We start from the raw sequence: 25,093 nt of genomic DNA on the forward strand, positions 1-25,093 counted from the left end.
AAGGAAGAGGACCATGGCCGAGTCCGAGAACCCGGACACCAGGATGCTCGAGGCGCTGCGCGCCTCGCTCAAGGAGATCGAGCGGCTGCGGGAACGCAACCGCGCGCTGACCGCCGCGGCCCGCGAACCCGTGGCGATCGTCGGCATGGCCTGCCGCTACCCGGGAGGCGTCAGGTCCCCCGAGGACCTGTGGCGCCTGCTCGCGGACGGCGCGGAGGGCATCACCGAATTCCCCGGCGACCGCGGCTGGGACCCGGACCTGTACGACCCGACACCGGGCGTGCCGGGCCGCTCCTACACCCGCGAGGGCGGATTCCTGCACGACGCGGGCGACTTCGACGCGGCGTTCTTCGGGATCAGCCCGAACGAGGCCCTCGTCATGGACCCGCAGCAGCGGCTGCTGCTCGAAGGGTCCTGGGAGGCCCTGGAGAACGCCGGCATCGACCCGGTCGCGCTGCGCGGCAGCCGCACCGGTGTCTTCGCCGGCGTCATGTACCACGACTACTTCGGCAGCTTCGGCTCCGGCAGCATCGTCTCCGGCCGGGTCGCCTACACCCTCGGCCTGGAGGGTCCGACGCTCAGCGTCGACACCGCCTGCTCCTCCTCGCTCGTCACGCTGCACCTGGCCGCGCAGGCGCTGCGGCAGGGCGAGTGCACGCTGGCGCTGGCCGGGGGAGTGACGGTGATGGCCTCGCCGGGCACCTATGTGGAGTTCAGCCGGCAGGGCGCCCTCTCCCCGGACGGGCGCTGCCGCTCGTTCGCCGAGGACGCGGCAGGCACCGGGTTCTCCGAGGGACTGGGCGTCCTGGTGCTTGAGCGGCTGAGCGACGCCCGCCGCAACGGCCACCAGGTGTTGGCGGTGGTGCGGGGGTCGGCGGTGAATCAGGACGGTGCGTCGAACGGGTTGACGGCGCCGAACGGTCCGTCGCAGCAGCGGGTGATCCGGCAGGCGCTGGCGTCGGCGCGGCTGGGTGCGGCGGATGTGGATGTGGTGGAGGCGCACGGTACGGGGACGACGCTGGGTGATCCGATCGAGGCGCAGGCGCTGCTGGCTGTTTACGGTCAGGGGCGTGAGGTGCCGTTGTGGCTGGGGTCGGTGAAGTCCAACATCGGTCATACGCAGGCCGCCGCCGGTGTGGCGGGTGTCATCAAGATGGTGCTGGCGATGCGGCACGGGGTGCTGCCGAGGACCCTGCATGTCGATGTGCCGTCCACGAGGGTGGACTGGGATGCCGGGAACGTGCGTCTGCTGACGGAGCAGCGGGACTGGCCCGCGGGGGACCGGCCGCGTCGTGCCGGTGTCTCCTCCTTCGGTATCAGCGGCACCAACGCCCACACCATCATCGAAGAGGCACCCGCCGAGGACCGGGCCGCCGCCGACGCCGAACCCGATGTCCCCGTCGTCGTATGGCCGTTGTCGGCCCGCTCGGCCCAGGCGCTGCCCGCGCAGGCCGAGCGGCTGCACGCCTACCTCGCTGACCGGCCCGTCCTGCACCCGGCGGCCGTCGCCCGGGCCCTCGGCACCCGGCGCACCGCGTTCGACCACCGCGCGGCCGTCAGCGGCGGCGACCGGGACCAGCTCCTGGCCGCACTGCACGCCCTCGCCACCGGTACGCCCGCCCCCACGGCCGCGACCGGCCGGGTGCGGCCCGGGACCCGCACGGCGTTCCTGTTCACCGGGCAGGGCGCCCAGCGCCTCGGGATGGGCCTCGAACTACGCGCCCGGTACCCGGTGTTCGCCGAGACGTTCGACGCGATCGACGCCCGGACCGGCCTCGACCTGGCCGGGGTGCTGGCGGGTGACGACGACGCCGCCGTCCAGCGCACGCGGTACGCGCAGACGGCGCTGTTCGCCTTCGAGGTGGCCCTGTTCCGGCTGCTGGAGTCGTTCGGGGTGCGCCCGGACCTGCTGGCCGGGCACTCCGTGGGGGAGATCGCCGCCGCCCATGTCGCCGGCGTCCTCGACCTGGACGACGCCTGCACCCTGGTCGCCGCCCGGGGCCGGCTCATGGAGGCGCTGCCCGAGGGCGGCGCGATGGTCGCCGTACAGGCCGCCGAGGAGGACGTACGGCCGCTGCTGGACGACCGTGTCGGGCTCGCCGCGGTCAACGGTCCGTCCTCCGTGGTCCTTTCGGGCGAGGAGAAGGCGGTGCTCGCCGCGGCCGAGGGCTTCAGCAAAACCAAGCGGCTCTCCGTCTCGCACGCCTTCCACTCGCCCCTGATGGACGGCATGCTCGACGCGTTCCGAACCGTGGCCGGGAAACTGACCTTCCACCAGCCGCGGATCCCGCTGGTGTCCGCCCTCACCGGCCGCCCGGCCGAGGGCGAGCAGCTGTGCGACGCCGACTACTGGGTGCGGCACGTGCGGGAGACGGTCCGGTTCGCCGACGCCGTCGCCGCCCTCGCCGGCGCGGGCGCGGGCCGCTACGTCGAACTCGGCCCCGACGCCGTCCTGACCGGCCTCGCCCGGGAGTGCCCGGAGACCGACGGCGCGGCCTTCGTCGCCCTCGGCCGGCGGCACGGCGGCGAGTGCGCCGCCCTCATGTCCGGTCTCGCCCGCCTGTACACCGACGGCCTCGCCCCCGACTGGGCCGCGCTCTTCCCGGGCACGGCCCGCGCCGAACTGCCCACCTACGCGTTCCGGCACGAGCGGTACTGGCTGAACGCGGATGTGGCGTTCACCGCCGCACCGCTCGCCGTGCCCCTGCCCGCCGGAGCCGGCGCGGAGGCCGGCACCGAGCCGCTGCGGCAGCGGCTCGACGCCGCCCCGCCGGCCGAGCGGGAGGCCCTGCTGACCGACCTGATCCGAGCGCAGACCGCGGCGCTCCTCGGTCACGCGGGACCGGAGGCCGTGGAGCCGGACGCCGTCTTCCTGGAGATCGGCATGGACTCCGTCTCCGCCGCCGAACTCCGCGGCGCGCTCGGCAACGCCCTGGGCACCACCCTGCCGGCCGGCGTTGTCTTCGACCACCGGACCCCGGCCGCGCTCGCCGCCGCCCTCGGCGCACCACCGGCCGGCGGCGCGGCCGGGGACGCCGGTGGTCTCGAAACGGTCAGCGGCCTGGTGCGGCGCGCGGCGGCCGACGGACGGATGCCGCAGGCCATCGAACTGCTGCGGACCGTGGCCGGGATCCTGCCCGGCTTCTCCTCCCTCGCCGAACTCGGCGACATCACCGCACCCGTACGGCTGGCCACCGGCGACGCCGCGACCCGGCTGGTCTGCCTGCCCTCACCCATGGCGCTCGGCGGCGCCCACCAATTCGCGCGCTTCGCCCGGCACTTCCACGGCCGCCGGGACGTCCTGGTGCCCGCTATGCCCGGCTTCGGCCCCGGCGAGGCGCTGCCCCGCTCGGTGGAGGCGGTGGTGGACGTGGTCGTCGAGGGCATCCGCAGGGCCTGCCCGGACGAGCGCCCGTACGTCCTCGTCGGCTACTCCTCCGGCGGCCAGTTCGCCCACGCGGCGGCCGAACTGCTGGAGAAGGCGGGGCAGCCGGCGGCGGGCGTGGTGCTGCTCGACACCTATCTGCCCGGGGACGACGGCAAGGACGACCTGTGGCGGCAGATGTTCGACGGCATGCTGGAGCGGGAGTCGTCCCTGGGCGGCTTCGGCACCGCCCGGCTCGCCGCGATGAGCCGCTACAGCGACCTGATCCAGCACTGCCCGCCGGGCGCCCTCGCGGCACCCCTGCTGTTCGTGCGGCCCGAGGAGTCCTTCGCCGCCGGCACCGGTGGCGACGACTGGCGGGCGACCTGGCCCGCCGAGCACGAACCGGTCGACGTACCCGGCACACATTTCACGATTCTGGAGGATTTCGCGGAGGCCACCGCCAAGGCGGTCGACGCCTGGCTGCCGGACACCCAGGCCGGCTGACGCCACACAGTACGGAAATACGGGCGACGGCAACGGGAAACCACTGTTCCGCCGTCGGCCGTACAGGAGAGGACGAAGAGCCGCGGTGCGCACCGGCCGAATGGCCGGCGGCGCACCGCGGCTTCTTCACTCACCGGCCTCGCGGAAATGCGCCAACCATGCCTGAATATCGCAGCGGATACTGTCCGGATCCACACCTAATTGCAAGGCGATTTCGTCGGCGGCCAATTCCGGCTGCCAGCCGCTTCGCTGCAGCGCAAGCCACATCGTCGTGCCGCGCGGCCCGCACCTGTGCCGCTTCCCGGTGCGCCGGGACAGCAGCTCCAGATATCCGTCGGGCCGGACCTGGGCGGTCAGCTCGTGGTCGGGCCTCCTGGCCATGGCACTTCCCATCTTTCGAAGATTCTTCTGGCACTTCCGACGGTACCCGCAGACGGGCCGTACGGCACTGGTGGTAGCCGAACCGTTTGAAGGGGAGTCAAGTATTCGGACAGGGTGGGGTTCGGTTATCCGGACGAGGGAAGTTTCCGCACCCTTGACAGGGCGGCGAACACAAAGTCGGCAGCCGCCTGACGAAACCTGACGTGCCGAGGTAGAGAAACCTCTACCTCGAACCGGCCCGACAATGCCAATGTGCGGCGGGCGCACCGTTCCTAATCTGGTTCACAGACGCCGCGCGAGAAGCGCGTTATCTCATAGGGGAGCCCCCAGTGCACACTTCACAGGACCTCCGCCGGGCGGAGGCGGTACGGCTGGACGCCGTGTCGAAGACCTATGGCCGAGGAGACAGCCAGGTGGCCGCGCTCCGCGGGCTCACCATGAGCTTCGCCGACGGCACCTTCACCGCGGTGATGGGTCCCTCCGGATCGGGCAAGAGCACCTTCCTGCACTGCGCCGCGGGCCTCGTCCAGCCGACCTCCGGCTCGGTCACCATCGGCGGCACCGACCTCGCCGGCCTCGACGACACCCAGCTGACCAAGTTGCGCCGCAACCGGATCGGCTTCATCTTCCAGTCCTTCAACCTGCTGCCCGCGCTGACCGTCATGGAGAACATCACGCTGCCGCTGCAACTGGCCGGACAGCGCCCCGACCGGAAGCTGATCCGCGAGGTCGTGCAGCGCGTCGGCCTGGCCGAGCGGATCGGCCATCTGCCCGCCGAGCTGTCCGGCGGCCAGCAGCAGCGCGTCGCCATCGCCCGCGCCCTGGTGACCCGTCCGGCCGTGGTCTTCGCCGACGAGCCCACCGGCGCCCTCGACACCCGCACCGCCGCCTCCGTGCTCGCCCTGCTGCGCGAGTCCGTCGACGCCGGCCGCCAGACTCTGGTCATGGTCACCCACGACCCGGTGGCCGCCTCCTACGCCGACCGCGTCGTCTTCCTCGCCGACGGCGCCTTCGCCGGCGAACTGCACCGGCCCACCGCCGACGCGGTCGCAGCCCGGATGACCAGGCTCGGCGCCTGGGAGGACGACACCCACCGGCAGAGCACGCCGCAGCACTCGGGGGGCCGGTACTGATGTGGCGGCTGGCACTGCGCACCCTGAAATTCCGCAGGACGAGCTTCGTCGCGACCTTCCTCGCCATGTTCCTCGGCGCCGCGATCGTCATCGGCTGCGGCGGCCTGATGGAGACCGGCGTCCGGATGGCGGCCGACCCCCAGCGCCTCGACCGCGCCCCGATCATCGTCACCGGTGAACAGACCTATGAATCGAGCGCCCTGACGGAGCGTCACCGCATCGACGCCGGCCTGGTCGGCAAGGTGGCCTCGGTCGAGGGCGTGCGTACGGCCGTCGGCGATGTGTCGGTCCCCGCCACCGTCCTCAAGGACGGCAAGCCGGTGACCGGCAAGTCCGCCTCGTACGGCCACGGCTGGGCGGCCGCCCGGCTCACCCCCTATACCCTCGCCGCCGGTTCCTCCCCCGTCACCGGCGGCGAGGCCGTCCTCGACAAGGAACTCGCCGAGCGCGTCGGAGCGCGCCCGGGCTCCTCGGTCGACATCGTCGTCCAGGGCGCCACCCGGCGGTTCCAGGTCACCGGCATCGCCGAGCAGCACGGCGGCCACAACCCCGACGCCGCCGTGTTCTTCACGGACGACGAGGCACGCGCCCTCGCCGGGGGCCGGATCGACTCCATCGCCGTCCTGCCCGAACCGGGTGCGGGTACCGGCGCCGTCGCGGACGCCGTACGCGCCGCGGTCGGCGACCGAGCCGAGGTGCTCACCGGCGAGCGCCGGGGCCTCGCCGAGCTGCCCGGCACCCTCTCCAGCCGGCGCACCGTCGTCATCCTCTCGGCGGTCTTCGGCTCCTCGGTCGTCCTGATCGTGATGTTCGGCGTCGCCTCCACCCTCGGACTCTCCCTCCAGCAGCGCGCCCGCGAGATGGCCCTGTTGCGCGCCGTCGGCTCCACCCCGAAGCAGCTGCGCCGCATGATCCTCACCGAGACGGCCATGCTGTCGGTCGGATCCGTCCTGCTCGCCCTGCTGCCCGGCTGGGCCATCGGCCGGCTGCTGTTCGCGGTGCTGAGCGGGAGCGGTGTGGTGTCGTCGGAGATCGTCTACCACGCCGGCTGGATCCCGATGGCCGTCGGCGCGCTCGTCACCGTGCTGGCCGCGGCCGGCGCCACCCGCTTCGCCGGACGCAAGGCCGCGCGCACCGAGCCGGTCGCCGCGCTGGCCGAATCGACCGCGGGCACTCGCTGGTTCAGCGTGCCCCGGCTGCTGCTCGCGCTGTTCTTCCTCGCCAACGGCATCGGCCTGGCCGTCGCCACCGCCACCGTGATGGAGGACGGCCCCACCCTCGCCAGCACCGCGGGACCCGCCTCCGTGCTGTTCTGCATCGGCCTCGCCCTGCTCGCGCCCGGCATCACCAAGGCCCTGGTGGCGCTGCTCAGGCTGCCGGTGCGCGCCCTCTCCGGGCTGTCCGGGCAACTCGCGCTGCGCAACGCCGCGACCGCCAACGTCCGCATGGCCGGCGCCGTCGCCCCGATCGTGCTCCTCATCGGCATCGCCACCGGCACCCTGTACATGCAGTCCACCGAGGACCACGTCTCCCGCAGCTCCTACGACCGGAACATCCTCGCCGACTACGTCCTCGACTCCACCACGGGCGGATTCGCCCCCGGCGTCGTCGACAAGGTGCGCGCCACCCCCGGCGTGAGCGCGGCCTCCGAGTTCGTCACCAGCCGCGGCTTCGTGGACCGCCCGGACGGCCCCGCCGACGTCGATCTGCGCGGCGTCTCCGCCGACGGTGTGCGGCAGAGCCTCGACCTGCCCGTGGTCGCCGGCTCCCTCACCGGCCTGCGCGGCGACACCGTCGCCCTGTCCGAGAAGAAGGCCCGCGAGTACGGGGTGAAGGTCGGCGACCGGCTGCCCCTGCACCTCGGCGACGGCACCGCCGTCCGCCCCGCGGTCGTGGCCCTCTACGCCGACAACCCCAAGCAGCAGTACCTGACCCTGCCCGCGGCGAGCCTCGCCCCGCACACCGGCGACGGGCTGCCGCACCAGATCCTGGTCCGCGGCGGCGGCGCCCAGGTCCACGACCGGCTCGCCGCGCTGGCCGCCCAGATGCCCGGCACCGAACTGGACGACAGCTCCTCGCTGGCCGGCCGCAACAACCAGATCCAGCAGATCCTGGTGTCGGCCAACTACACCATCGTCGCCATGATCGTGGGGTACGCCGCGATCACCGTGGTCAACACCCTGGTGTCCGTCACCCGGAAACGGCGCGCGGAGTTCGGCCTCCAGCGGCTCACCGGCGCGACCCGCGGCCAGGTGCTCGGCATGCTGACCGTCGAGGGCGTGCTCATCGGTGTCGTCGCCACCGTCCTCGGCACGATCGCCTCGGCGACGACCATCGTCCCGTACAGCCTCGTTAAGAGCGACTCGTATCTGCCCTCCGGATCCATCGGCATCTACCTCGCCATCGTCGGCGGCTCCCTGGTGCTGGTGTTCGGCGCCACGCTGCTGCCCTCCTGGCGCGGCATGCGCACCCCCGCCGTGGACACGGTGAAGGCCGCGTGACGCACCTCCTGACCGGGCCGTCCCCGCTTCCCCCGGGCGGGGACGGCCCCTCCACGACCGGCGAACGGGGATGGGACCATGAGGGCATGAAGACTGTGCCGGTCACGTGGCGCGGCCGGCTCGGCCGCGCCACCCTGGACACCCTGGTCGGCGTGGCCGTCGCCACCGGAGCCCTGCTGTCGATCATCCTCTTCGTCACCACCGCCTACTTCATCATCCTGTGCCTGATCGGCATCGGATTCCTCGCACTGCCGTACCTCACCCGAGCGGTCCGCTGGCTGTGCGACCTCAGCCGGCGGGCCGCCGCACGCTCCGGCGTCCCGGTGGAGCGGCCCTACCGGCCCGAGCCGCAGGAGATCGAGAGGGACATCGTCGGCTGGACGCGCCGCTGCAAGTGGATCCTCGCCGACCCTGCCACCTGGCGGGACCTGCTGTGGCTGCTGCTCAACTGCGTCGTCGGACTGGTGGGTTTCGTACCGGCCGCCCTCCTCTACTACACCGGGGAGGGGCTCGTGCTCGCCGGCGGCCTGTGGCGGCCCCTCGCGGACGGCGGGCAGGGCCGCTGGTACGCCTTCGTCACGGTCGACAGCTGGCCGGCCGCGCTGGCCGCCGCCGTACTGGCGCTCGCCGTGCTCACCGGCTGGCTCTTCCTCGGCCCGCTGGTCCTCAAGGGGTACGCCTACTTCGTCCGGTTCCTGCTCGGCCCGACCCGCCGGTCGCAACTCGCCTCGCGGGTCCAGCACTTGTCCGAGACCCGCTCCGGCGCCCTGGACATCCAGGCCGCCGAACTGCGCCGCATCGAACGCGACCTGCACGACGGTGCCCAGGCCCGGCTGGTCAGCCTCGGCCTCCAACTCGGCGCCGTCGACCGGAAGATGACCCAGGACCCCGAGGAGGCGCGACGGCTGCTGCGGCAGGCCCGCAGCTCGTCCGTGCAGGCCCTGCGCGAACTGCGCGACCTGGTCCACGGCATCCACCCGCCGGTCCTCGCCGAGCGCGGCCTGTCCGACGCCCTGCGCGCCCTCGGCCTGGCCAGCCCCTTGCGGTGCGCCGTAGTGGCGGATCTGCCGGACCGGCTGCCCGACCCGGTCGAGTCCGCCGTCTATTTCGCGGTCTCGGAGCTGCTCGCCAACGCCCTCAAGCACGCCGACGCCCAGCGCGTGGAGATCGTCGCCTGGTGCGAGGAGGGCATCCTGCACGCCCGCGTCACCGACGACGGCCGGGGCGGCGCCGATGTGTCGGCCGGGAGCGGCCTGGAGGGCATCAGGCGCCGGCTGGCATCCTTTGACGGGGTCCTGGAGATCGACAGTCCTCCGGGCGGTCCGACCGTGATCAAGATGGAGCTGCCGTGCGCGTTGTCCTCGCCGAAGACCTCTTCCTCCTGAGGCAGGGAATCATCCAACTGCTGGAGGCGTACGGATTCGAGGTGGTCGCCGCCGTCGACAACGGCACGGATCTCGCCGCCGCCATCGCCGAGCACCGGCCCGACGTGGCCGTCGTCGACGTACGGCTGCCGCCCACCTTCACCACCGAGGGCCTCCAGGCCGCGCTGCGCGCCCGCCGGGAGCAGCCCGGTCTGCCGATCCTCGTCCTCTCGCAGCACGTCGAGCAGATGTACGCCCGCGAGCTGCTGGCCGACGGCACCGGCGGCATCGGGTATCTGCTCAAGGACAGCGTGCTGGACGACGAGCAGTTCATCGACGCCGTACGCCGGGTCGCGGCCGGCGGTACGGCCATGGACCCGGCCGTGGTCGCCCAGCTGATGACCAGTCACGCGAGGGACGAACCGCTGGCGGCGCTCACCGGGCGGGAGCGCGAGGTGCTGGAGCTGATGGCCGAGGGCTGCTCGAACACGGCGATCGCCCAGCGGCTCACCGTCACCGAGGGCGCGGCGGCGAAGCACATCTCCAACATCTTCACCAAGCTCATGCTGCCTCCGTCGGGCGACAGCAACCGCCGGGTGCTCGCGGTGCTCGCCTACCTCAACGCCTGACCCGTACACCTGTGTCGGGGCGGGTAGGGGTGGCCCGGACGGTGCCGCGCGGGTCAGACTGCCGGTGCCGGCCGGTGCCCCGGGCGGCAGCCGTCACCAGGAAGGACACACCCGCCCCATGAGCACGCCCGCCGACCACGACCGCCTGTGGATCCGCCGCTACCACCCCCGTCCGGACGCGGCGGTCAGACTGGTGTGCCTGCCCCACGCGGGCGGTTCGGCGACCTTCTACCGCCCGGTGTCGGCGAGCATGCCGGACTCCGTGGACGTCCTCGCCGTGCAGTACCCGGGGCGCCAGGACCGCCGCCACGAGCCGTGCGCCACGAGCATCCGGGAACTGGCCGACCAGGTCACCACCGTACTGCTGCCGTGGACGGACCGTCCGCTGATCCTCTTCGGCCACAGCATGGGGGCGACCCTCGGCTTCGAGGTCGCCCGCCGCCTCGAACGCGATCACGGCATCGTGCCGCGCGCCCTGTTCGCCTCCGCCCGCCGGGCCCCGTCCTGCCCCCGCAACGAATCCGTGCACCTGCGCGACGACGACGGACTCGTCGCGGAGATGCGGCAGTTGAGCGGGACCGACTCGGCGATCCTCGACGACGTCGAACTCATCCGCATGGCACTGCCCGCGATCCGCGCCGACTACCGCGTCGCCGAGACCTACGTCTACGAGCCGGGCCCGAACCTGCGCTGCCCCGTCGTCGGCCTGACCGGCGACGCCGACCCCAAGGTCACCGTGGACGAGGCACGGGCGTGGTCGCGCCACACGGACGGGGCGTTCGAGTTCCACGAGTTCAGCGGCGGCCACTTCTATCTGACGTCCCATCAGAAGCCGGTGCTCGACCTGCTGGCCGCGCACGCCGGGGCGCGGTAGGGGGCCGTAGGGGCTCACCCCTCAGGGCCGCGTCCCTAGGCTGCCGTGTGCTTCCCACCCCCGACTTCCCGGAAAGCAGGCGGTACGGTCATGACGGCGGTCCTCATCACCGGTTGCAGCAGCGGCATCGGCCTGGAGACGGCGCTGGCATTCGCGCGCCGGGGGGACCGCGTGCACGCCTGCGTACGCGACCCGGCGAACGCCGGGGAACTGCTCGGGCGGGCCCGCGCCGAGGGCCTCACCCTGGACTTGCCCCGCCTCGATGTCACCGACGACGCCTCCGTCACCGCCGCCGTCACCGCGGTGCGGGACCGGCACGGACCGATCGACGTCCTGGTCAACAACGCCGGAGTGGATCACACCGGGCCCGTCGAGACCATGCCGCTCGACCGGGCGCGGACCCTGATGGAGACCAACTTCTGGGGCCCGCTGCGGATGTCCCGCGCCGTGCTGCCCGGCATGCGGGCCCAGGGCGGCGGTGTCATCGTCAACGTCTCCTCCCTCACGGGCCGGACGTTCGCCGTGCCGCACGGCGGCTTCTACGCGGCGAGCAAGGCCGCCCTCGGCGCGCTCAGCGAGGCCCTGTACGCGGAGGTCCAGCCCTTCGGCGTCCGCGTGGTGTGCCTCGAACCGGGCAGCTTCGCCTCGGCGATCCGGCGCGAGTCCGCCGCGGGGGCCGCCGCCGGCGGCCCGTCCGGAGCCGGCCCGTACACCGAGGACCGGGCGTGGCTCGCGCGCTTCCTCGCCCGCGTGGCGGACGGCGCCGCCGGCTGCGGCGAGGCGGCCGAGGCGGTCGTCGCCGCGGCCGATGACCCCGCCACCCCGCTGCACACGGCGGTCGGCAAGGACGCGGAGGCGGCCCTGCGCTTCCTGGAGGGCGTCTCCTACGAGCAGTGGCTGCCGCGCTTTTTGGAGCAGGCCGAGTCCCTGGCGGGTCCCCGCCCCGCCCCGCCGGCCGGCCGCTGACCGCCTATGCGGCAGCGCCCGGACCCGCGAGGGCGGCGGTCTCCCAGGCGGTCGCGGACGCCTCGGCCTTGTCGCCGACGAGTGGGATCACGCCCTCGTGTCCGGCCCGGCGCAGCGCCTCGGCGGCGGTCAGGCCGCCCGCCGAGGCTCCGACGATGACGGTCCGGTTCACGACGCGGGCCCCTCCTCGCCGACCTGTACCTTCATCGGGGTTCCTCGGGTGGCCGGGGGACGGTCCGCGGCGGTGTGGACGCCCCAGGCAGCGCGCAGCACGGCGCAGATCTCGCCCACCGTCGCACCGGCTGCGAGCGCGTCCTTCATCGGGTACAGGACGTTGTCCCGCCCCGACGCCGCCCGGCGCAGCGCCGCGACGGGGGCGTCCACCCGTTCCTGGTCGCGCCAGGCCCGGAGTTTGGCGAGGCGTTCACGCTGCCGGGCCTCGACGGCGGCGTCCGCGCGCGAGAGCGCGCGGGACCCCTCCGGGCCGGAGCGGCCGGCGGCACGGGCGACACCGCCGGCCATCTCCCGCCGCTGGAAGCCGTCCGCGAGGGCGGCCAGCGCGCCGCCCAGCTCCTCCACCCTGCGCAGCAGCTCCCCCGCCTCCGCGCGGACCTCGTCGGTCCGCGGCGCCGCGCGCAGCGCGGCGATCTGCTGGAGGAGCGGTGCGAAGTCGTCCGTGTCCAGGCCCGCGGCGAGCGCCGTACGGACGTACTCCATGCCGTTGGCGAGCGTGAACGCCATCTCCTGCGCCGGGGAGGCGCCGGCCTCGGCCAGCAGCCGGCCGGAGAGCGCGATCGCGTTCCAGCGGGGAAGCTCGGCCTTGCAGTACGTGAAGACGTCCGCCGTCAGCCGCAGCGAGGGCGCCGGCGGGAAGATGCACGGCCCGCGCGCGATGTACTCCTGGAGCACGTCGTTGTGGACCGCGCCGGCGAGCCGGCCGGCCGGGACGCCGCGCTCCTCCGCCACCAGCTGGTACAGCAGGAGCAAGGGCGCCGCCGGCGCGTTGGCCGACAGCGACGTCGACACCGTCTCCAGCGGGATGCCGTCGAGCAGCACCCGCATGTCGTCGAGGGAGTCGACGGCCACGCCCGCCCTGCCCACCCCGCCGCGCGCGAGCGGCGCGTCGGAGTCGTGCCCCAGCCGGGTGGGCAGGTCGAAGGCGACGGACAGGGCGGTCGCGCCCTGGGCGATCAGCTCGCGGTAGCGGGCATTGGCCTCCTTGGCCGTGCCCAGGCCGGTGTACGTCGTGGGGGAGCGAGGTCCGTCCGGCACGGCTCGTCAGCCGTGTACCTGGATCGAGCGCGACGGGCAGAGGTCGGCCGCCTGCAGGACCTCGGCGCGGCGGTCCTCGCCCGGCGCCTCCCGCAGCACCACCACGAGACCGTCGTCGTCCTGGTCGAACACGTCGGGGCTGAGCATCGCGCACTGGCCGGAGCCCACGCACCGGTCGCGTTCGGTGGTGACACGCATGAAGGGGACTCCGATCGGGTCGGCCGTCACCAGGTGACGGGGAGTTCGTAGACGCCGTAGACCATGGCGTCGTCCTTGAACCGCAGTTCGTCCGGTGCCGCCGCCAGCCGCAGGCCGGGGATGCGGCGCAGCAGCGCACCGTACACGGCCTCCAGTTCCACCCGCGCCAGGTTGGCGCCGATGCACTGGTGGATGCCGTAGCCGAAGGCGAGGTGGCCGCGGGCCTCCTTGCGGTGGATGTCGAGGGTGCCCGGGTCCGGGAAGACGGACGCGTCGTGGTTGGCGGCGTTGTTCAGGGCGAGGATGCCCTCACCTGCGCGGATGGTGACGTCACCGACCTCGATGTCCGCCACCGCGACCCGGGCGGTACCGGAGTCGGAGATGGAGAAGACGCGCAGCAGCTCCTCGATGGCGTTCGGCAGGAGCGCCGGGTCGGCCCGCAACTCGGCCATCTGGTCAGGGTGGCGCAGCAGCGCCAGCACACCGAGGGCGATCATGTTGGCCGTCGTCTCATGGCCGCCGACCAGCATCAGCCGCGCCATCGTGACCACGTCGGTGTGGTCGGCGGCCTGCTCGGTGCGGTTCTTCTCCAGGAAACGGCTGATGAGGTCGTCGCCCGGCTCGTTCTCCTTGAGGGTGACGAGCTTGTCCAGGTACATGTCCAGGGCCTGCACCGCCGCCCCGTACTCCGCCGGGCTCAGATCGTGGTTCATCAGCGCGGCGGACCACTCCTCGAACTGGGCGTGGTCCTCGTAGGGCACGCCGAGCAGTTCGCAGATCACCAGTGAGGGCACCGGCAGCGCCAGGGCCGTGACCAGGTCCACCGGGCCGCCGGCGGCCAGCATCGCGTCGATGTGCTCGTCCACGATCTGCTCGATCCGCGGACGCAGCTCCTTGACCCGCCGCGCGGTGAACTCCGGGATGAGCATGCGCCGCTGCGCGGTGTGCTCCGGCGGGTCCATGTTGAGCATCATCAGCCGGATGTGCGCCAGCATCTCCTCGGGGATGTGGAACTGGTGCGGGTAGCCCGGCAGTTTCAGGTTGGAGCTCGCCCGGCTGTCGCCCAGCACCTGCCGGACGTGCTCGTGCCGGGTGACCAGCCAGGTCGGCTTGCCGTTCACCTTCAGCGCGGCGCGCGACACGGGGGTGTCGGCGCGCAGCTCGGCGTACTCGCTCGGTTCGCTGAACGGACAGGTGCGCCGCATCGGGAACTGCGGAAGCGGCGCCCCCGTCTCGGGCGCGGCGTCGGCGGACTGGGTCATGGCTGCCTTTCGGTGACGGGTCGGTGGGCGCGGGGGAGGTCCGTCACCAGGTGACGGGCAGCTCGTACAGCCCGTAGACGATGGCGTCGTCCTTGAACCGCAGCTCCTCGGCCGGGGTGGCCAGGCGCAGCGTCGGCACCCGCCGCAGCAGGGTCGTGTAGACGACGTCCAGCTCCATGCGCGCCAGGTTCTGGCCGATGCACTGGTGGACGCCGTAGCCGAACGCCAGATGGCTGCGGGCCTCGCGCCGCACGTCGAGCCGGTCGGGGTCGGGGAAGACACGCTCGTCGTGGTTGGCCGCGTTGTTCAGCGGCAGGATGCCCTCGCCGGCCCGGATGGTCACCTGGTCCAGCTCGATGTCCTCGAGGGCGACGCGCGCGGTGCCCGCGTCGGAGATGGAGAAGAGGCGCAGCAGCTCCTCCACCGCCTTCGGCATCAGCTCCGGCTCCGCGCGGAGGGCGGCGAGCTGGTCCGGGTGCTCCAGCAGGGCCAGCACACCCAGCGCGATCATGTTGGCCGTGGTCTCGTGCCCGGTGACCAGCATCAGCTTGGACATGCTGACGATGTCGGAGTGCTCCACCGCGGGCGTCTGCCGGTTGAACTCGATCAGCCGGCTGATCATGTCGTCGCCCGGCTCGCTCTCCTTGGCGGTGACCAGGCCGTCCACGTACCGGTCCAGCTCGTAGTGCGCGCGGCCCCGGTCCTCGTCGCTGATGTCGTGGTTCATGATCGCCCACGCCCACTCCTCGAACCGGCCGTGGTCCTCGTAGGGGACACCCAGCAGTTCGCAGATGACGAAGGACGGCACCGGCAGCGCGAACGCGGTGACCAGGTCGACCGGTCCGTCGGCCCCCTTGGCGAGCATCTGGTCGATCTGCTGGTCCACGATCTGCTGCACCCGCTCGCGCAGCTCGCGCATCCGCCGGACGCTGAACTCCGGGGCCAGCATGCGGCGCTGCACCGTGTGGTCCGGCGGGTCCATGGAGAGGAAGGTCAGCGGGACCGACTGGAGCGTCTCCTCCGGCACCGGCACCTGGAGGGGGTACCCGGGCAGCTTCAGGTTCGCACTGACCCGCTCGTCGCCCAGCAGCTTCTTGTACAGGTCGTGCCGGGTGACCAGCCAGGCGGGCTTGCCGTTGACCTTCAGCTGCGCCCGGGAGACCGGCTCGGTCTCGCGCAGCCGGGCGTAGGCGGCCGGCGGGCTGAAAGGACAGGCCCGCCGCATCGGGAACTCCGGCAGCGTGGCCTCGTCGGCCGGTTCGGCAGGTGCAGTCATCATGTCCTCTTCGCACGGGAGGGAGCGGGACGCGCCGGCATCGGAGGGGGTCCGGGGGCGGCGCCGGTGCCGGCGCTGTCGGCCGTCCCTCGCACGCTAGGCAGCCACGCCCGGGACTCCCAACCCCTAGGCGCCCCTAAGGGGTCAGGACGGCGGCGCACGTCACGCGGACACGACGCGGCGGGCAGGGGAGTGCGCCTGCCGTTGAGGGGTACGCCTGGGCTGGGGATGGGGCTGGGGCTGGGGGCGGCGGGCTGGTGGCTGCGGCCCTGGTGGCACGGGCTGGTGGCTGCGGCCTGGTGGCACGGGCTGGTGGCTGCGGCCTGGTGGTACGGGCTGGTGGCTGCGGCCGTGGGATGTGGGCATCGGCTGCGGAGGGGCCGTGGACGGGGCCGGTGGAGGGGGACTGCGGACTGGGGAGCCCGGGACTGCCGCTGGGGTCCAGGGCCTGGAAAATGGGGCCGGGAACCGGGAACCGGGGTCCAGGGACTGGGGAATGGGGCCGGGAACCGGGGTCCAGGGACTCGGGCCGGGAACCGGGCTTCCGGGACCGGGTACTGGGAAACCGAGGCGTCCGCGCCCGCCGCTGTGGCTACGCGTCCGATCCGCGCCAATCCGCGCTGGGAAAGCCGACCGCTGCCGGCGCCGCCGCGCTTCGGTCCGGGTGATGGCCCCGGTCGTCCGATCCGTGCCGGGAGCGCCGATCGCCGCTGTCGGCGCCGGTGCTTGTGGCCGAGGGTGCTGACCCGACGCCGGTCGCCACTTGCGCTGCCGGCGCCGCCGCGCTTCGGTCCGGGTGACGGCCCCGGTCGTCCGATCCGCGTCGGGAACGCCGATCGCCGCTGTCGGCGCCGGTGCTCGTGGCCGAGGGTGCTGCCCCGACGCCGGTCGCCACTTGCGCCGCCGCGCTTCGGTCCCGGCGGCGGCCCCCGGTGCCCCTGCCGCGCGGACATCGCCTAGGGGCGGTTAGGGGTCTGGTGGCGGCGCGGGGGCGGTTAGCGTCGGCAGCGGACCACGGCAGAGACACGGATCGCCCGCCGCACCGGCTCTCCCGGTCCCGGCCGGGTGTCCCTGCCCCGGCCGCCGCCCCGTCCGCAGCCGAGCAGAGGTGATCAGCGTGTCCCCGGAAGCCAGCGCGAAGGGCACCGTCCCCTTCGGGGAGTACCGCACCTGGTACCGGGTGACCGGTGAGCTGGGCGCCGGACGGCCCGCCGTCGTCGCCGTGCACGGCGGCCCCGGCAGCACCCATGACTATCTGCTGCCGCTGGCCAGGCTCGCCGAGGACGGCTGGCCCGTCGTCCACTACGACCAGCTCGGCAACGGCGGTTCCACCCATCTGCCCGGCAAGGGCGCCGACTTCTGGACCGTCGAGCTGTTCGAGGACGAACTCGCCAATCTCGTAAGGCGGTTGGGGATCGCCGACGACTACGTGCTGTTCGGCCAGTCCTGGGGCGGCCCGCTGTGCGCCCGGCACGCCATGACCGCCCCGCCGGGACTGCGCGGCCTCGTCGTCGCCAACGCGCCCGCCTCGTACCCGCTCTGGCTGCGGGAGATGGCACGGCTGCGCGCCGAGCTGCCGCCGGACGTGGACGCGACCCTGCGCCGGCACGAGGCGGCCGGCACCTACGACAGCGAGGAATACCACGCCGCGATGCGGGTCTTCTACGACCGCCATGTGTGCCGGGTGACCCCGTGGCCGCGGGACTTCCTCTCCTCCTTCATGGAGATCTACAACGACCCGACCGTCTACTACGCGATGAACGGGCCCACCGAGTTCCATGTCATCGGCTCCCTCAAGGACTGGTCGATCGTCGACGACCTGCACCGGATCACCACCCCCACCCTGCTGATCAGCGGGCGCCACGACGAGGCCACCCCGGCCGTCGTCCAGCCGTACCAGGACCACATCGCGGGGGCGCGCTGGGAGATCTTCGAGGAGTCCAGCCATCTGCCGCACCTGGAGGAGCCGGAACGGTTCTTCGAGGTGCTGACCGACTTCCTCAAGAGCCTGTGACGGCCACCGGAACCCGAGCCGCGCACGAGCCCGTGAAAGGGGGCGGGGATCCCGCCATGGCACACGACACCGCTCTCGTCTTCCCCGGCATGGGACCCGTCCCGTTCGCCGAGGCCGGCAGGTTCATGGTGGCCCACCCCATCGCCCGCGAGCTGGTCGCCGTCGCCGACGAGGCCCTCGGCTACTCCCTCGTGGACGCCTTCAGGACCTCACCGGGCGACTACTCGCAGGCCGCCCAGGTCGCCTTCTTCGTCAACTGCCTGGCCTGCGCCCACTGGGCCCGCGAGCACCTCGGCGTCGAACCCGACATCGTCGCCGGCCCCAGCTTCGGCGAGAAGGCCGCCCTCGCCTACACCGGCGCCCTCGAACTGCCCGACGCGGTGCGGCTGACCGCCGAGATCGCCCGCTGCCTCGAGGAGTACTTCGCCGAGGAACACCGGGACATCGTCACCCTCTCCTTCGTCCGCGCCCCGCGCGAAGGGCTCGACGAGATCCTCGCCGAGCTGGCCGGGGCGGGGGAGTGGCACGAGATCTCCTGCCACATCGACGACGGCTTCTACATGGTCTCCCTCTCCGAGCACCGGGTGGAGTGGCTGGAGGAGCGGCTGCGCGCCATCGGCAGCCTCCCGCTCTACACCATGCGGCCCCCCATGCACGCCTCCGCGTTCCGCTCGCTGCGCGACAAGGCCGAACGCGAGGTGGTCTCCCGCTACTCCTTCGCCGACCCGAAGCTGCCCGTCGTCGCCGACCAGGACGGCAGGCTGCTGCACACCGGCGAGGAACTGCGCACCATGCTGCTCGACGGCTTCGACCACCCGATGAACTGGCCGAGCGTCACCACGGCCCTCAAGGAGGCCGGCGTCCGCCGCCTGTGCGTCGCCGGACCGGACAGCCTCTTCGGCCGGGTGCCCTGCGCGACCCGCAACTTCGACGTCGTCGCCGCACCGCCGCGGCTGGCGATGACCCCCCGGCGCCGTACCCGCGCCGCCTGACCCCGCCCGACTCGTTGGAGGCCCCCATGTGGGACGACCAGTTCGACCAGATACTCCGCCCCTTCCTGCCGTTCCTCCCGCCGCACGAGGAGCTGACGCCCGAGACCGAGCTGAAGGACCTGGGCCTCGACTCGCTCGGCACGGTCCAGCTCCTGGGCACACTGGAGGACGCCTACCAGGTCCGCTTCCGCGACAGCGCGCTCACCATGGACACCTTCCGCACCGCCGGCGTGCTCTGGGACACCGTGCAGAGCATGCTGCAGAGCGCCGCGAGCTGACGGGGCGGCCACCGTGGACCCCACCATGGAGGGCACGCTCTCCGGCCGGTTCCTGCGCGGGCTGGCCCTCGCCCCCGACCGGCCCGCGCTGCGCGTCGACGGCGTCGACACCACCTACCGCGAACTGCACGAACGCGCCCTGGTCCTGGCCGGCTCGCTGCTGGCCGGCCTCCCCGACCAGCCGCCCGCCGTGGGCGTCCTGGCCGGCAAGGGAACCACGGCGTACGCGGCCCTGCTGGCCGGCCTGTACAGCGGCGTCACCGTCGTCCCGCTCCAGCCGGCCTTCCCCGCCGCCCGCACCCGGCAGATGATCGAGGCCGCCGGGGCCGGCGCGCTGCTCGCCGACGACGACGCCCTGCCCGCCCTGACCGCCCTGCACGCGGAAGGCGTCACCCTGCCGACGCTGTTCGCGCCCGGCGGCCAGCCCATGCCGGCGCTCGCCGTCGACACGGACAGCGCGCTGAAGTCCCCCATGCCCGCCCGGCCCTCCGACACCGCCTACGTGCTGTTCACCTCGGGCTCCACCGGCCGGCCCAAGGGCGTGCCGGTCACCCACGCCAACACCGCGCACTACTTCGGACTGCTGGACGAGCGCTACGACTTCGGTCCGCACGACGTCTTCTCGCAGACCTTCGACCTCAACTTCGACTGCGCGATGTTCGACCTGTTCTGCGCCTGGGGCGCCGGCGCCGCCCTCGTCCCCCTGCCCGCCCGGGCGTACGCGCGGCTGCCGGAGTTCATGGCCGAGCACGGCATGACGGTGTGGTTCGCCACGCCCAGCGCGATCACCCTGGTGCGCCGCACCGGCCAACTCGCGCCGGGCGCGCTGCCGTCGCTGCGGTGGAGCTTCTTCGCGGGGGAGGCGCTCAGCTGCAAGGACGCCGAGGACTGGGCCGCCGCCGCGCCGGGCGCGACGCTGGAGAACCTGTACGGCCCGACCGAACTGACCATCACCGTCACCGCGCACCGCTGGGCGCCGGGGCGGTACCTGAACGACATGGTGCCCATCGGCGCCGTGCACGCCGGCCACGAGACGCTGCTGCTCGACCCCTCCGGTGCGCCCACGGACGACGACGAGGGCGAACTGTGCATCGCGGGACCGCAGTCGACACCCGGCTACCTCGACCCGGCCGACGACACCGGACGGTTCCTGGAGCACGCCGGCCGCCGCTTCTACCGCACCGGCGACCGGGTCCGCCGGGCCGGCGACGGCGGCTGGCTCTACCTGGGCCGCCAGGACGCGCAGGTCCAGGTGCACGGGGTGCGGGTGGAACTGGCCGAGGTGGACGCCGCCGCGCGCACCTGCCCGGGCGTCGAGGACGCCGTGACCGTGGCGACGCCCGTGGACGGCACCGTGGAGCTGGCCGTCTTCCACACCGGCGAACCCGTACCGCCCGCCCGGCTCGCCCGCCATCTGCGGGAGCTGCTGCCGGCCGCGGTCGTGCCGCGCGCCTACCACCACCTGGACGCGCTCCCGCTCAACTCCAACCGCAAGACCGACCGCAGGAAGCTCGCCTCCCGGGCCACGGCCATGCGGCAGTCCGCCGGCGCGGGACGCACACACGAAAGGCGGCAGGAGTCGCAGTGAACGGTCAACCGACAGCGCGGGCCCGCACCGACGCCCGTGTGCACGACCTGCTCGACGAGGCCACCGCCGAGCGCCCCGACGCCCCGGCGGTCGCCGACGGCGCGGGCCGCTGGACCTACCGGGAACTGGCCGCCCACAGCCACGCCGTCGACGCCTGGCTGCAGGCGCGCGGCATCGGCCACGGCGACCGGGTGCTCGTCCAGCTGCCCAGCACCCGCGAACTGGTCGCGCTCATGTACGGCACCGCGCGCCGCGGCGCCGTGCTGGTCCCCGTCAACACCGGCATGAAGGACTTCCACCTGCGGGCGGTCGTCGAGAACGCCGAACCCTCGCTGGTCGTCGTCACCGACCCCGCCGTCGACCGGATCACCGCCCTCGCCGAGGGCGTCCCGGTCCTCGGCCTCGGCGAGGTGTGGCCCGAGATCGGCGCGCTGCGCGAGCGGGGCGCCCGCTCCGGCGGGGCCGACGTCGCCCCGGAGGACCTCGCCGTCCTCGTCTACACCTCGGGATCGACCGCCGCGCCCAAGGCGGTCGTCTGCCCGCACGGCCGGATGGTCTTCGCCACCGAGGCCATCAACCTGGAACTCGGCTACCGCCCCGACGACGTGGTGTTCTGCCGCTTCCCCATCTCCTGGGACTACGGCCTGTACAAGGTGCTGCTCACCGCCGCGGGGCGCAGCGAACTCGTGCTCGCCGACGGCGAGTCCGACCTCGTGCTGCTGCGCCGGATCCGGGAGACCGGCGCCACGGTCGTCCCGATCGTGCCGTCCCTTGCCACCATGATCGTCGCCCTCGCCGAACGCGACCCCGGCCGGGAGTCCCGGGTGCGCATGTTCACCAACACCGGCGCCGCGCTGCCGAAGACCACCGCCGACGGGCTGCGCACCGCGTTCCCCGGTGCCGAGGTGGTCATCCAGTTCGGGCAGACCGAGTGCAAGCGCGTCTCCGTGCTGCCGCCCGCCCACCAGGACGCCAAACCCGACTCGGTGGGCCGCCCGCTGCCCGGCACCCGGGCCTTCGTCGTGGACGAGGAGGGCCGGGCGCTGCCGCCCTGGCAGACCGGCGAGATCGTGGTCGAGGGCCCGCACGTCATGCCCGGCTACTGGCGCGCACCGGAACAGACCGCACGCGCCTTCCGCACCGCACCCGACGGCGGACTGCGGCTGCACACCGGCGACTTCGGCCACGTCGACGAGGACGGCTTCCTGTACTACGAGGGCCGTCGCGACGACATGTTCAAGCACAAGGGCGTGCGCATGAGCACCACGGAGATCGAGAGCGCGGCCACCGACGTCCCGGGCGTCCGCGCCGCCGCCGTCCTGCCGCCCGCCCCCGGCCGCGGCCTCGCGGTGTTCGCCGAGGGCGACATCGACCCGCACACCCTGCTCAAGGAGCTCTCGCTGCGCCTCGAACCCGCCAAGGTGCCCGGGGTGAGCCGCGTCGTGGACGAGCTGCCGCTGACCCCGCACGGCAAGCACGACCGCAAGCGGCTCGCCCGCCTCCTGGAAGGAACCGCCCCGTGACCGGCCCCACCGAACTCGCCGAGCGCTTCGGCACCCCGTCCTACGTCTACGACCTGGACCGGGTGGCCAAGGCCCGCGACGACCTGTTCGCCGCGCTGCCCGACGGGGTCGAGGTGTTCTACGCCGCCAAGGCCAACCCGCACCCGGAGCTGCTGCGCGAGCTGCGCGCCGGCGCCGCCCGCGGCTGCCGCGCCGAGATCAGCTCCGTCGGCGAACTCGACGCCGCCCTGCAGGCCGGCTTCCCCGGCGACCGGATCCTCTACACGGGCCCCGGCAAGACCACCGAGGAGCTGACCGAGGCGCTGACCCGCGGCGTCCGCCTGTTCTCCACGGAGTCCTACGGCGACCTGCGCCGCGTCGGTGAGAGCGCGCTGCGGCTCGGCCTCACCGCCGACTGCCTGATCCGGGTCAACAACGCCACCGGCGCCGCCGCCACCAGCATCCGGATGACCGGCGTGCCCTCGCAGTTCGGCTTCGACAGCGAGACCCTGCCCGGCCTCGCCGCCGACCTGCGAGCCGTCCCCGGCACCACCATCGCCGGGCTGCACTTCTTCCCGCTGAGCAACGCCAAGGACGAGGCGAGCCTCATCGCCGAGTTCCGCCACACCATCGCCACCGCCGCCGCCCTCCAGGACGCCCTCGGCACCACGTTCCGCTTCGTCGACATCGGCGGCGGATTCGCGTCCCCGTACGCCGTGCAGGGGCAGCGGCCGGTCTACGGCGAGCTGCGAGACGCCCTCGCCGGGGCACTGGACGAGCACTTCCCCGGCTGGCGCGAGGGCGCCCCGCGGATCGCCTGCGAGTCGGGCCGCTACCTGGTCGCCGACAGCGGCACCCTGCTCACCTCCGTCGTCAACGTCAAGGACAGCCGCGACACCCGCTATGTCGTCCTGGACGCCGGCATCAACACCTTCGGCGGCATGTCGGGTCTCGGCCGCATCCTGCCGGTGACCGTGGAGCCGTACGAGTCCGTCGGCGCGGACGGCACACCCGCGAACCTCGCCGGGCCGCTGTGCACCCCGGGCGACCTGCTCGGCCGGAACGTGCCGCTGTCCGACCCGGCACCGGGCGACCTGCTCACCGTCCCCAACGCCGGCGCCTACGGCCCCACGGCCAGTCTGCTGATGTTCCTCGGCAGGCCGGCGCCCGCCGAGATCGTCGTCCGCGGCGACACCCTCGTCTCCGTCTCCCGCATCCGGCACACCCGAACCTACGACCACGGACAGGCCCTGTGATGAGCCCCTTCCCGATGACCCCCGCCCCCGGCGATCAGCCCGTGCTCGTGGCCGGCGGCATCTCCGACTCCCACACCTGGAACCTCGTCTACCTCCAGCTGCTCCTCGAGGAGCACGGGCACCGCGTGGTCAACCTCGGCCCCTGCGTCCCCGAGGACCTGCTCATCACCGAGGCCCTGGCCCACCGCCCGGCACTCATCGTGGTCAGCAGCGTCAACGGCCACGGCTACCACGACGGCATGCGGACCGTCACCCGGCTGCGCGAGCACCCCGGACTCGCCGCGGTGCCCGCCGTCATCGGCGGCAAGCTCGGTATCGCCGGGCCCTGCGGTGACGAGGAGGTCGCCGCGCTGCGCGCCGCCGGTTACGACGCGGTGTTCGACGACAGCGCCGAGGGCGTCGCCGCGTTCCGGCGGATGCTCGGCACGCTGCCGCAGCGGGCCCTGGTGTGACCGGCGTCGGGTTCGGCGCGTTCGTGCGCCGGGCTCACGACGCCGGCCGCCTCGTGGTCCAGCCCCGGATGGGGATGAGCAGCCCGGACTCGATGCGGGCCGGGCTGCTCGCCACCCGGGACGCCGTCGCGACCACCGTCGGCACGATCACCCTGGACAGCTACACCAGGGTCGGCGACCTGGAGTCGGCGAAACTGGCCGTCCTGGAGGGCGTCGCCCTCAACGGCTACCCGATCGTGAGCCACGACAGGACCACCACCCTGCGAGTGCTCGACGGCATCCACGGCCCCGGCTTCCCGGTGCAGGTCCGGCACGGCTCGGCCGCCCCGCAGGACATCTTCCGGGCGCTGACGGCCGTGGGCCTCGACGCCTCCGAGGGCGGTCCCGTCTCCTACTGCCTGCCCTACGGCCGGGTCCCGCTGCGGGACTCCGTCGCCCACTGGGCCGCCTCCTGCGAACTGTTCGCCACCCTGCGCGCCTCGGGCGCCGAACCGCATCTGGAGACCTTCGGCGGCTGCGTCCTCGGCCAGCTCTGCCCGCCCAGCCTGCTCGTCGCGGTCAGCGTGCTGGAGGCCGTGTTCTTCCACCGGCACGGCATCCGGAGCATTTCGCTGAGTTACGCCCAGCAGACCGATCCGCGCCAGGACGCCGAAGCGGTGGCCGCACTGCGCAGTCTGTGCGCGCGATTGCTGCCGGACACCGATTGGCATGTCGTCGTCTACGCGTACATGGGGCTGTTTCCGGAAACCGAGGAAGGCGTCTACCGGCTGCTCGGGAAAGCGGCCGAACTCGCCGTCGCCAGCGGCTCCGAGCGGCTCATCGTGAAAACCGTGGCGGAATCCCGGCGCATTCCGACGGTGGCCGAGAACGTCGACGCCCTCGAATACGCGGCTGCGGTCGCGGCGCGCACGGCACGCGCCCCGCTCGACGGCACCGGAACCCAGACCTACGCCGAGGCGTCGGCGCTGGTGAACGCGGTGCTGGAGCTGGACGACGACCTCGGCGCCGCGTTGCTGACGGCCTTCGCCGAGGGGCATCTCGACGTTCCCTACTGTCTGCATCCGGACAACGCCGGATTCAGCCGGAGTTATATCGACGCGGACGGCCGGCTGTGCTGGTCGGACATCGGAAAGATGCCGCTGCACGGCATCGCCGACATACGCCCGGCCCGGGCCATCACCTCCGCGGATCTGCTCGACTCGCTGTCCTACGTACGCCGTTCGTTCGACCGGTACGACCCCTAGGGCGCACGGCAGGTGAACGTGGCCGCCCCTAGGGGTGCTT

At 73.0% G+C, this 25,093-nt stretch carries 21 protein-coding genes; 15 read left to right on the top strand and 6 right to left on the bottom strand.

All coding sequences use genetic code 11. The features are described 5' to 3' along the window. Positions 1-13: 13 nt before the first annotated feature. Positions 14-3,871 carry a type I polyketide synthase gene (locus ACF073_RS22370; protein ID WP_392072552.1) on the top strand — a complete coding sequence of 1,286 codons (3,858 nt, stop codon included), beginning with the start codon at positions 14-16 and terminating at the stop codon, positions 3,869-3,871. 126 nt (positions 3,872-3,997) lie between these two features. Here the strand turns inward: ACF073_RS22370 and ACF073_RS22375 are convergent, their stop codons facing one another. Next, positions 3,998-4,264 (bottom strand): hypothetical protein, encoded by a 267-nt coding sequence (locus ACF073_RS22375; protein ID WP_392072555.1) that lies wholly within the window; start codon positions 4,262-4,264, stop codon positions 3,998-4,000. Positions 4,265-4,581: 317 nt separating this feature from the next. Here ACF073_RS22375 and ACF073_RS22380 point away from each other — a divergent pair, with 317 nt between their 5' ends. From ACF073_RS22380 to ACF073_RS22405, 6 genes are all read left to right on the top strand, one after another. Further along, the gene (locus ACF073_RS22380; protein ID WP_392072557.1) at positions 4,582-5,385 is read left to right on the top strand and encodes an ABC transporter ATP-binding protein; all 804 of its coding nucleotides are present in this window, start codon (positions 4,582-4,584) and stop codon (positions 5,383-5,385) included. Continuing rightward, on the top strand, positions 5,385-7,886 hold the full coding sequence (locus ACF073_RS22385) for an FtsX-like permease family protein (RefSeq protein ID WP_392072559.1): 2,502 nt from the start codon (positions 5,385-5,387) through the stop codon (positions 7,884-7,886). Before ACF073_RS22380 ends, ACF073_RS22385 begins: the two co-directional genes overlap by 1 nt. Positions 7,887-7,972: 86 nt before the next feature. Then, entirely contained in the window at positions 7,973-9,271 is a 1,299-nt protein-coding gene (locus ACF073_RS22390) for a sensor histidine kinase (protein ID WP_392072561.1), read from the top strand. Next, positions 9,235-9,879 carry a response regulator gene (locus ACF073_RS22395; RefSeq protein ID WP_392072563.1) on the top strand — a complete coding sequence of 215 codons (645 nt, stop codon included), beginning with the start codon at positions 9,235-9,237 and terminating at the stop codon, positions 9,877-9,879. Before ACF073_RS22390 ends, ACF073_RS22395 begins: the two co-directional genes overlap by 37 nt. 118 nt (positions 9,880-9,997) lie before the next feature. Further along, on the top strand, positions 9,998-10,753 hold the full coding sequence (locus ACF073_RS22400) for a thioesterase II family protein (protein WP_392072564.1): 756 nt from the start codon (positions 9,998-10,000) through the stop codon (positions 10,751-10,753). A gap of 90 nt (positions 10,754-10,843) precedes the next feature. Then, the gene (locus ACF073_RS22405) at positions 10,844-11,719 is read left to right on the top strand and encodes an SDR family oxidoreductase (protein WP_392072567.1); all 876 of its coding nucleotides are present in this window, start codon (positions 10,844-10,846) and stop codon (positions 11,717-11,719) included. A 4-nt stretch (positions 11,720-11,723) separates the two neighbouring features. Here the strand turns inward: ACF073_RS22405 and ACF073_RS22410 are convergent, their stop codons facing one another. The 5 genes from ACF073_RS22410 to ACF073_RS22430 are packed head-to-tail and all read right to left on the bottom strand — an operon-like array spanning position 11,724 to position 15,727. After that, positions 11,724-11,891: a hypothetical protein gene (locus ACF073_RS22410; RefSeq protein ID WP_392072569.1), complete on the bottom strand. Its 168-nt coding sequence runs from the start codon at positions 11,889-11,891 to the stop codon at positions 11,724-11,726. Continuing rightward, positions 11,888-12,991, bottom strand: a complete 1,104-nt coding sequence (locus tag ACF073_RS22415; protein WP_392072571.1) for a methylmalonyl-CoA mutase family protein — start codon at positions 12,989-12,991, stop codon at positions 11,888-11,890. The genes ACF073_RS22410 and ACF073_RS22415 overlap by 4 nt, the downstream gene beginning before the upstream one ends. Positions 12,992-12,997: 6 nt before the next feature. Next, the gene (locus ACF073_RS22420; RefSeq protein ID WP_392072573.1) at positions 12,998-13,189 is read right to left on the bottom strand and encodes a ferredoxin; all 192 of its coding nucleotides are present in this window, start codon (positions 13,187-13,189) and stop codon (positions 12,998-13,000) included. A gap of 26 nt (positions 13,190-13,215) precedes the next feature. Continuing rightward, positions 13,216-14,451, bottom strand: coding sequence for a cytochrome P450 (locus ACF073_RS22425; RefSeq protein ID WP_392072576.1), 1,236 nt, complete (start codon positions 14,449-14,451; stop codon positions 13,216-13,218). 43 nt (positions 14,452-14,494) lie between these two features. Continuing rightward, positions 14,495-15,727: a cytochrome P450 gene (locus ACF073_RS22430; RefSeq protein WP_392073149.1), complete on the bottom strand. Its 1,233-nt coding sequence runs from the start codon at positions 15,725-15,727 to the stop codon at positions 14,495-14,497. 1,117 nt (positions 15,728-16,844) lie between these two features. Between ACF073_RS22430 and ACF073_RS22435 the strand changes: the two genes are divergently transcribed. Genes ACF073_RS22435 through ACF073_RS22470 form a run of 8 tightly spaced genes read left to right on the top strand, consistent with a single transcriptional unit; the run spans position 16,845 to position 25,053 of the window. After that, positions 16,845-17,741 (top strand): proline iminopeptidase-family hydrolase, encoded by an 897-nt coding sequence (locus ACF073_RS22435; protein WP_392072578.1) that lies wholly within the window; start codon positions 16,845-16,847, stop codon positions 17,739-17,741. Between the two features lie 56 nt (positions 17,742-17,797). Further along, positions 17,798-18,733, top strand: a complete 936-nt coding sequence (locus tag ACF073_RS22440) for an ACP S-malonyltransferase (RefSeq protein ID WP_392072580.1) — start codon at positions 17,798-17,800, stop codon at positions 18,731-18,733. Positions 18,734-18,759: 26 nt separating this feature from the next. Then, positions 18,760-19,011, top strand: coding sequence for a phosphopantetheine-binding protein (locus ACF073_RS22445; RefSeq protein WP_392072582.1), 252 nt, complete (start codon positions 18,760-18,762; stop codon positions 19,009-19,011). Between the two features lie 25 nt (positions 19,012-19,036). After that, a complete protein-coding gene (locus ACF073_RS22450) occupies positions 19,037-20,599 on the top strand; it encodes an amino acid adenylation domain-containing protein (protein WP_392073151.1) in 1,563 nt (520 codons plus the stop codon). Continuing rightward, the gene (locus tag ACF073_RS22455) at positions 20,596-22,122 is read left to right on the top strand and encodes a class I adenylate-forming enzyme family protein (protein WP_392072585.1); all 1,527 of its coding nucleotides are present in this window, start codon (positions 20,596-20,598) and stop codon (positions 22,120-22,122) included. The genes ACF073_RS22450 and ACF073_RS22455 overlap by 4 nt, the downstream gene beginning before the upstream one ends. Next, a complete protein-coding gene (locus ACF073_RS22460) occupies positions 22,119-23,357 on the top strand; it encodes a type III PLP-dependent enzyme (RefSeq protein WP_392072587.1) in 1,239 nt (412 codons plus the stop codon). Before ACF073_RS22455 ends, ACF073_RS22460 begins: the two co-directional genes overlap by 4 nt. A gap of 14 nt (positions 23,358-23,371) precedes the next feature. Beyond that, positions 23,372-23,809 carry a cobalamin B12-binding domain-containing protein gene (locus ACF073_RS22465; protein ID WP_392072589.1) on the top strand — a complete coding sequence of 146 codons (438 nt, stop codon included), beginning with the start codon at positions 23,372-23,374 and terminating at the stop codon, positions 23,807-23,809. Beyond that, entirely contained in the window at positions 23,806-25,053 is a 1,248-nt protein-coding gene (locus ACF073_RS22470) for a methylaspartate mutase (RefSeq protein ID WP_392072591.1), read from the top strand. Before ACF073_RS22465 ends, ACF073_RS22470 begins: the two co-directional genes overlap by 4 nt. Positions 25,054-25,093 lie beyond the last annotated feature (40 nt).

The organism is Streptomyces sp. NPDC015171, assembly GCF_043079545.1.
Taxonomy (GTDB): Bacteria; Actinomycetota; Actinomycetes; order Streptomycetales; family Streptomycetaceae; genus Streptomyces.

What these genes read in the sequence shown, in the direction of transcription:
- ACF073_RS22465 (WP_392072589.1), top strand. Translation starts at nt 23,372, where the DNA reads ATGACCCCCGCCCCCGGCGATCAGCCCGTGCTCGTGGCCGGCGGCATC.
- ACF073_RS22405 (WP_392072567.1), top strand. Translation starts at nt 10,844, where the DNA reads ATGACGGCGGTCCTCATCACCGGTTGCAGCAGCGGCATCGGCCTGGAG.
- ACF073_RS22425 (WP_392072576.1), bottom strand. Translation starts at nt 14,451, where the DNA reads ATGACCCAGTCCGCCGACGCCGCGCCCGAGACGGGGGCGCCGCTTCCG.
- ACF073_RS22400 (WP_392072564.1), top strand. Translation starts at nt 9,998, where the DNA reads ATGAGCACGCCCGCCGACCACGACCGCCTGTGGATCCGCCGCTACCAC.
- ACF073_RS22430 (WP_392073149.1), bottom strand. Translation starts at nt 15,727, where the DNA reads ATGACTGCACCTGCCGAACCGGCCGACGAGGCCACGCTGCCGGAGTTC.
- ACF073_RS22450 (WP_392073151.1), top strand. Translation starts at nt 19,037, where the DNA reads ATGGAGGGCACGCTCTCCGGCCGGTTCCTGCGCGGGCTGGCCCTCGCC.
- ACF073_RS22420 (WP_392072573.1), bottom strand. Translation starts at nt 13,189, where the DNA reads ATGCGTGTCACCACCGAACGCGACCGGTGCGTGGGCTCCGGCCAGTGC.
- ACF073_RS22445 (WP_392072582.1), top strand. Translation starts at nt 18,760, where the DNA reads ATGTGGGACGACCAGTTCGACCAGATACTCCGCCCCTTCCTGCCGTTC.
- ACF073_RS22390 (WP_392072561.1), top strand. Translation starts at nt 7,973, where the DNA reads ATGAAGACTGTGCCGGTCACGTGGCGCGGCCGGCTCGGCCGCGCCACC.
- ACF073_RS22440 (WP_392072580.1), top strand. Translation starts at nt 17,798, where the DNA reads ATGGCACACGACACCGCTCTCGTCTTCCCCGGCATGGGACCCGTCCCG.
- ACF073_RS22370 (WP_392072552.1), top strand. Translation starts at nt 14, where the DNA reads ATGGCCGAGTCCGAGAACCCGGACACCAGGATGCTCGAGGCGCTGCGC.
- ACF073_RS22385 (WP_392072559.1), top strand. Translation starts at nt 5,385, where the DNA reads ATGTGGCGGCTGGCACTGCGCACCCTGAAATTCCGCAGGACGAGCTTC.
- ACF073_RS22375 (WP_392072555.1), bottom strand. Translation starts at nt 4,264, where the DNA reads ATGGGAAGTGCCATGGCCAGGAGGCCCGACCACGAGCTGACCGCCCAG.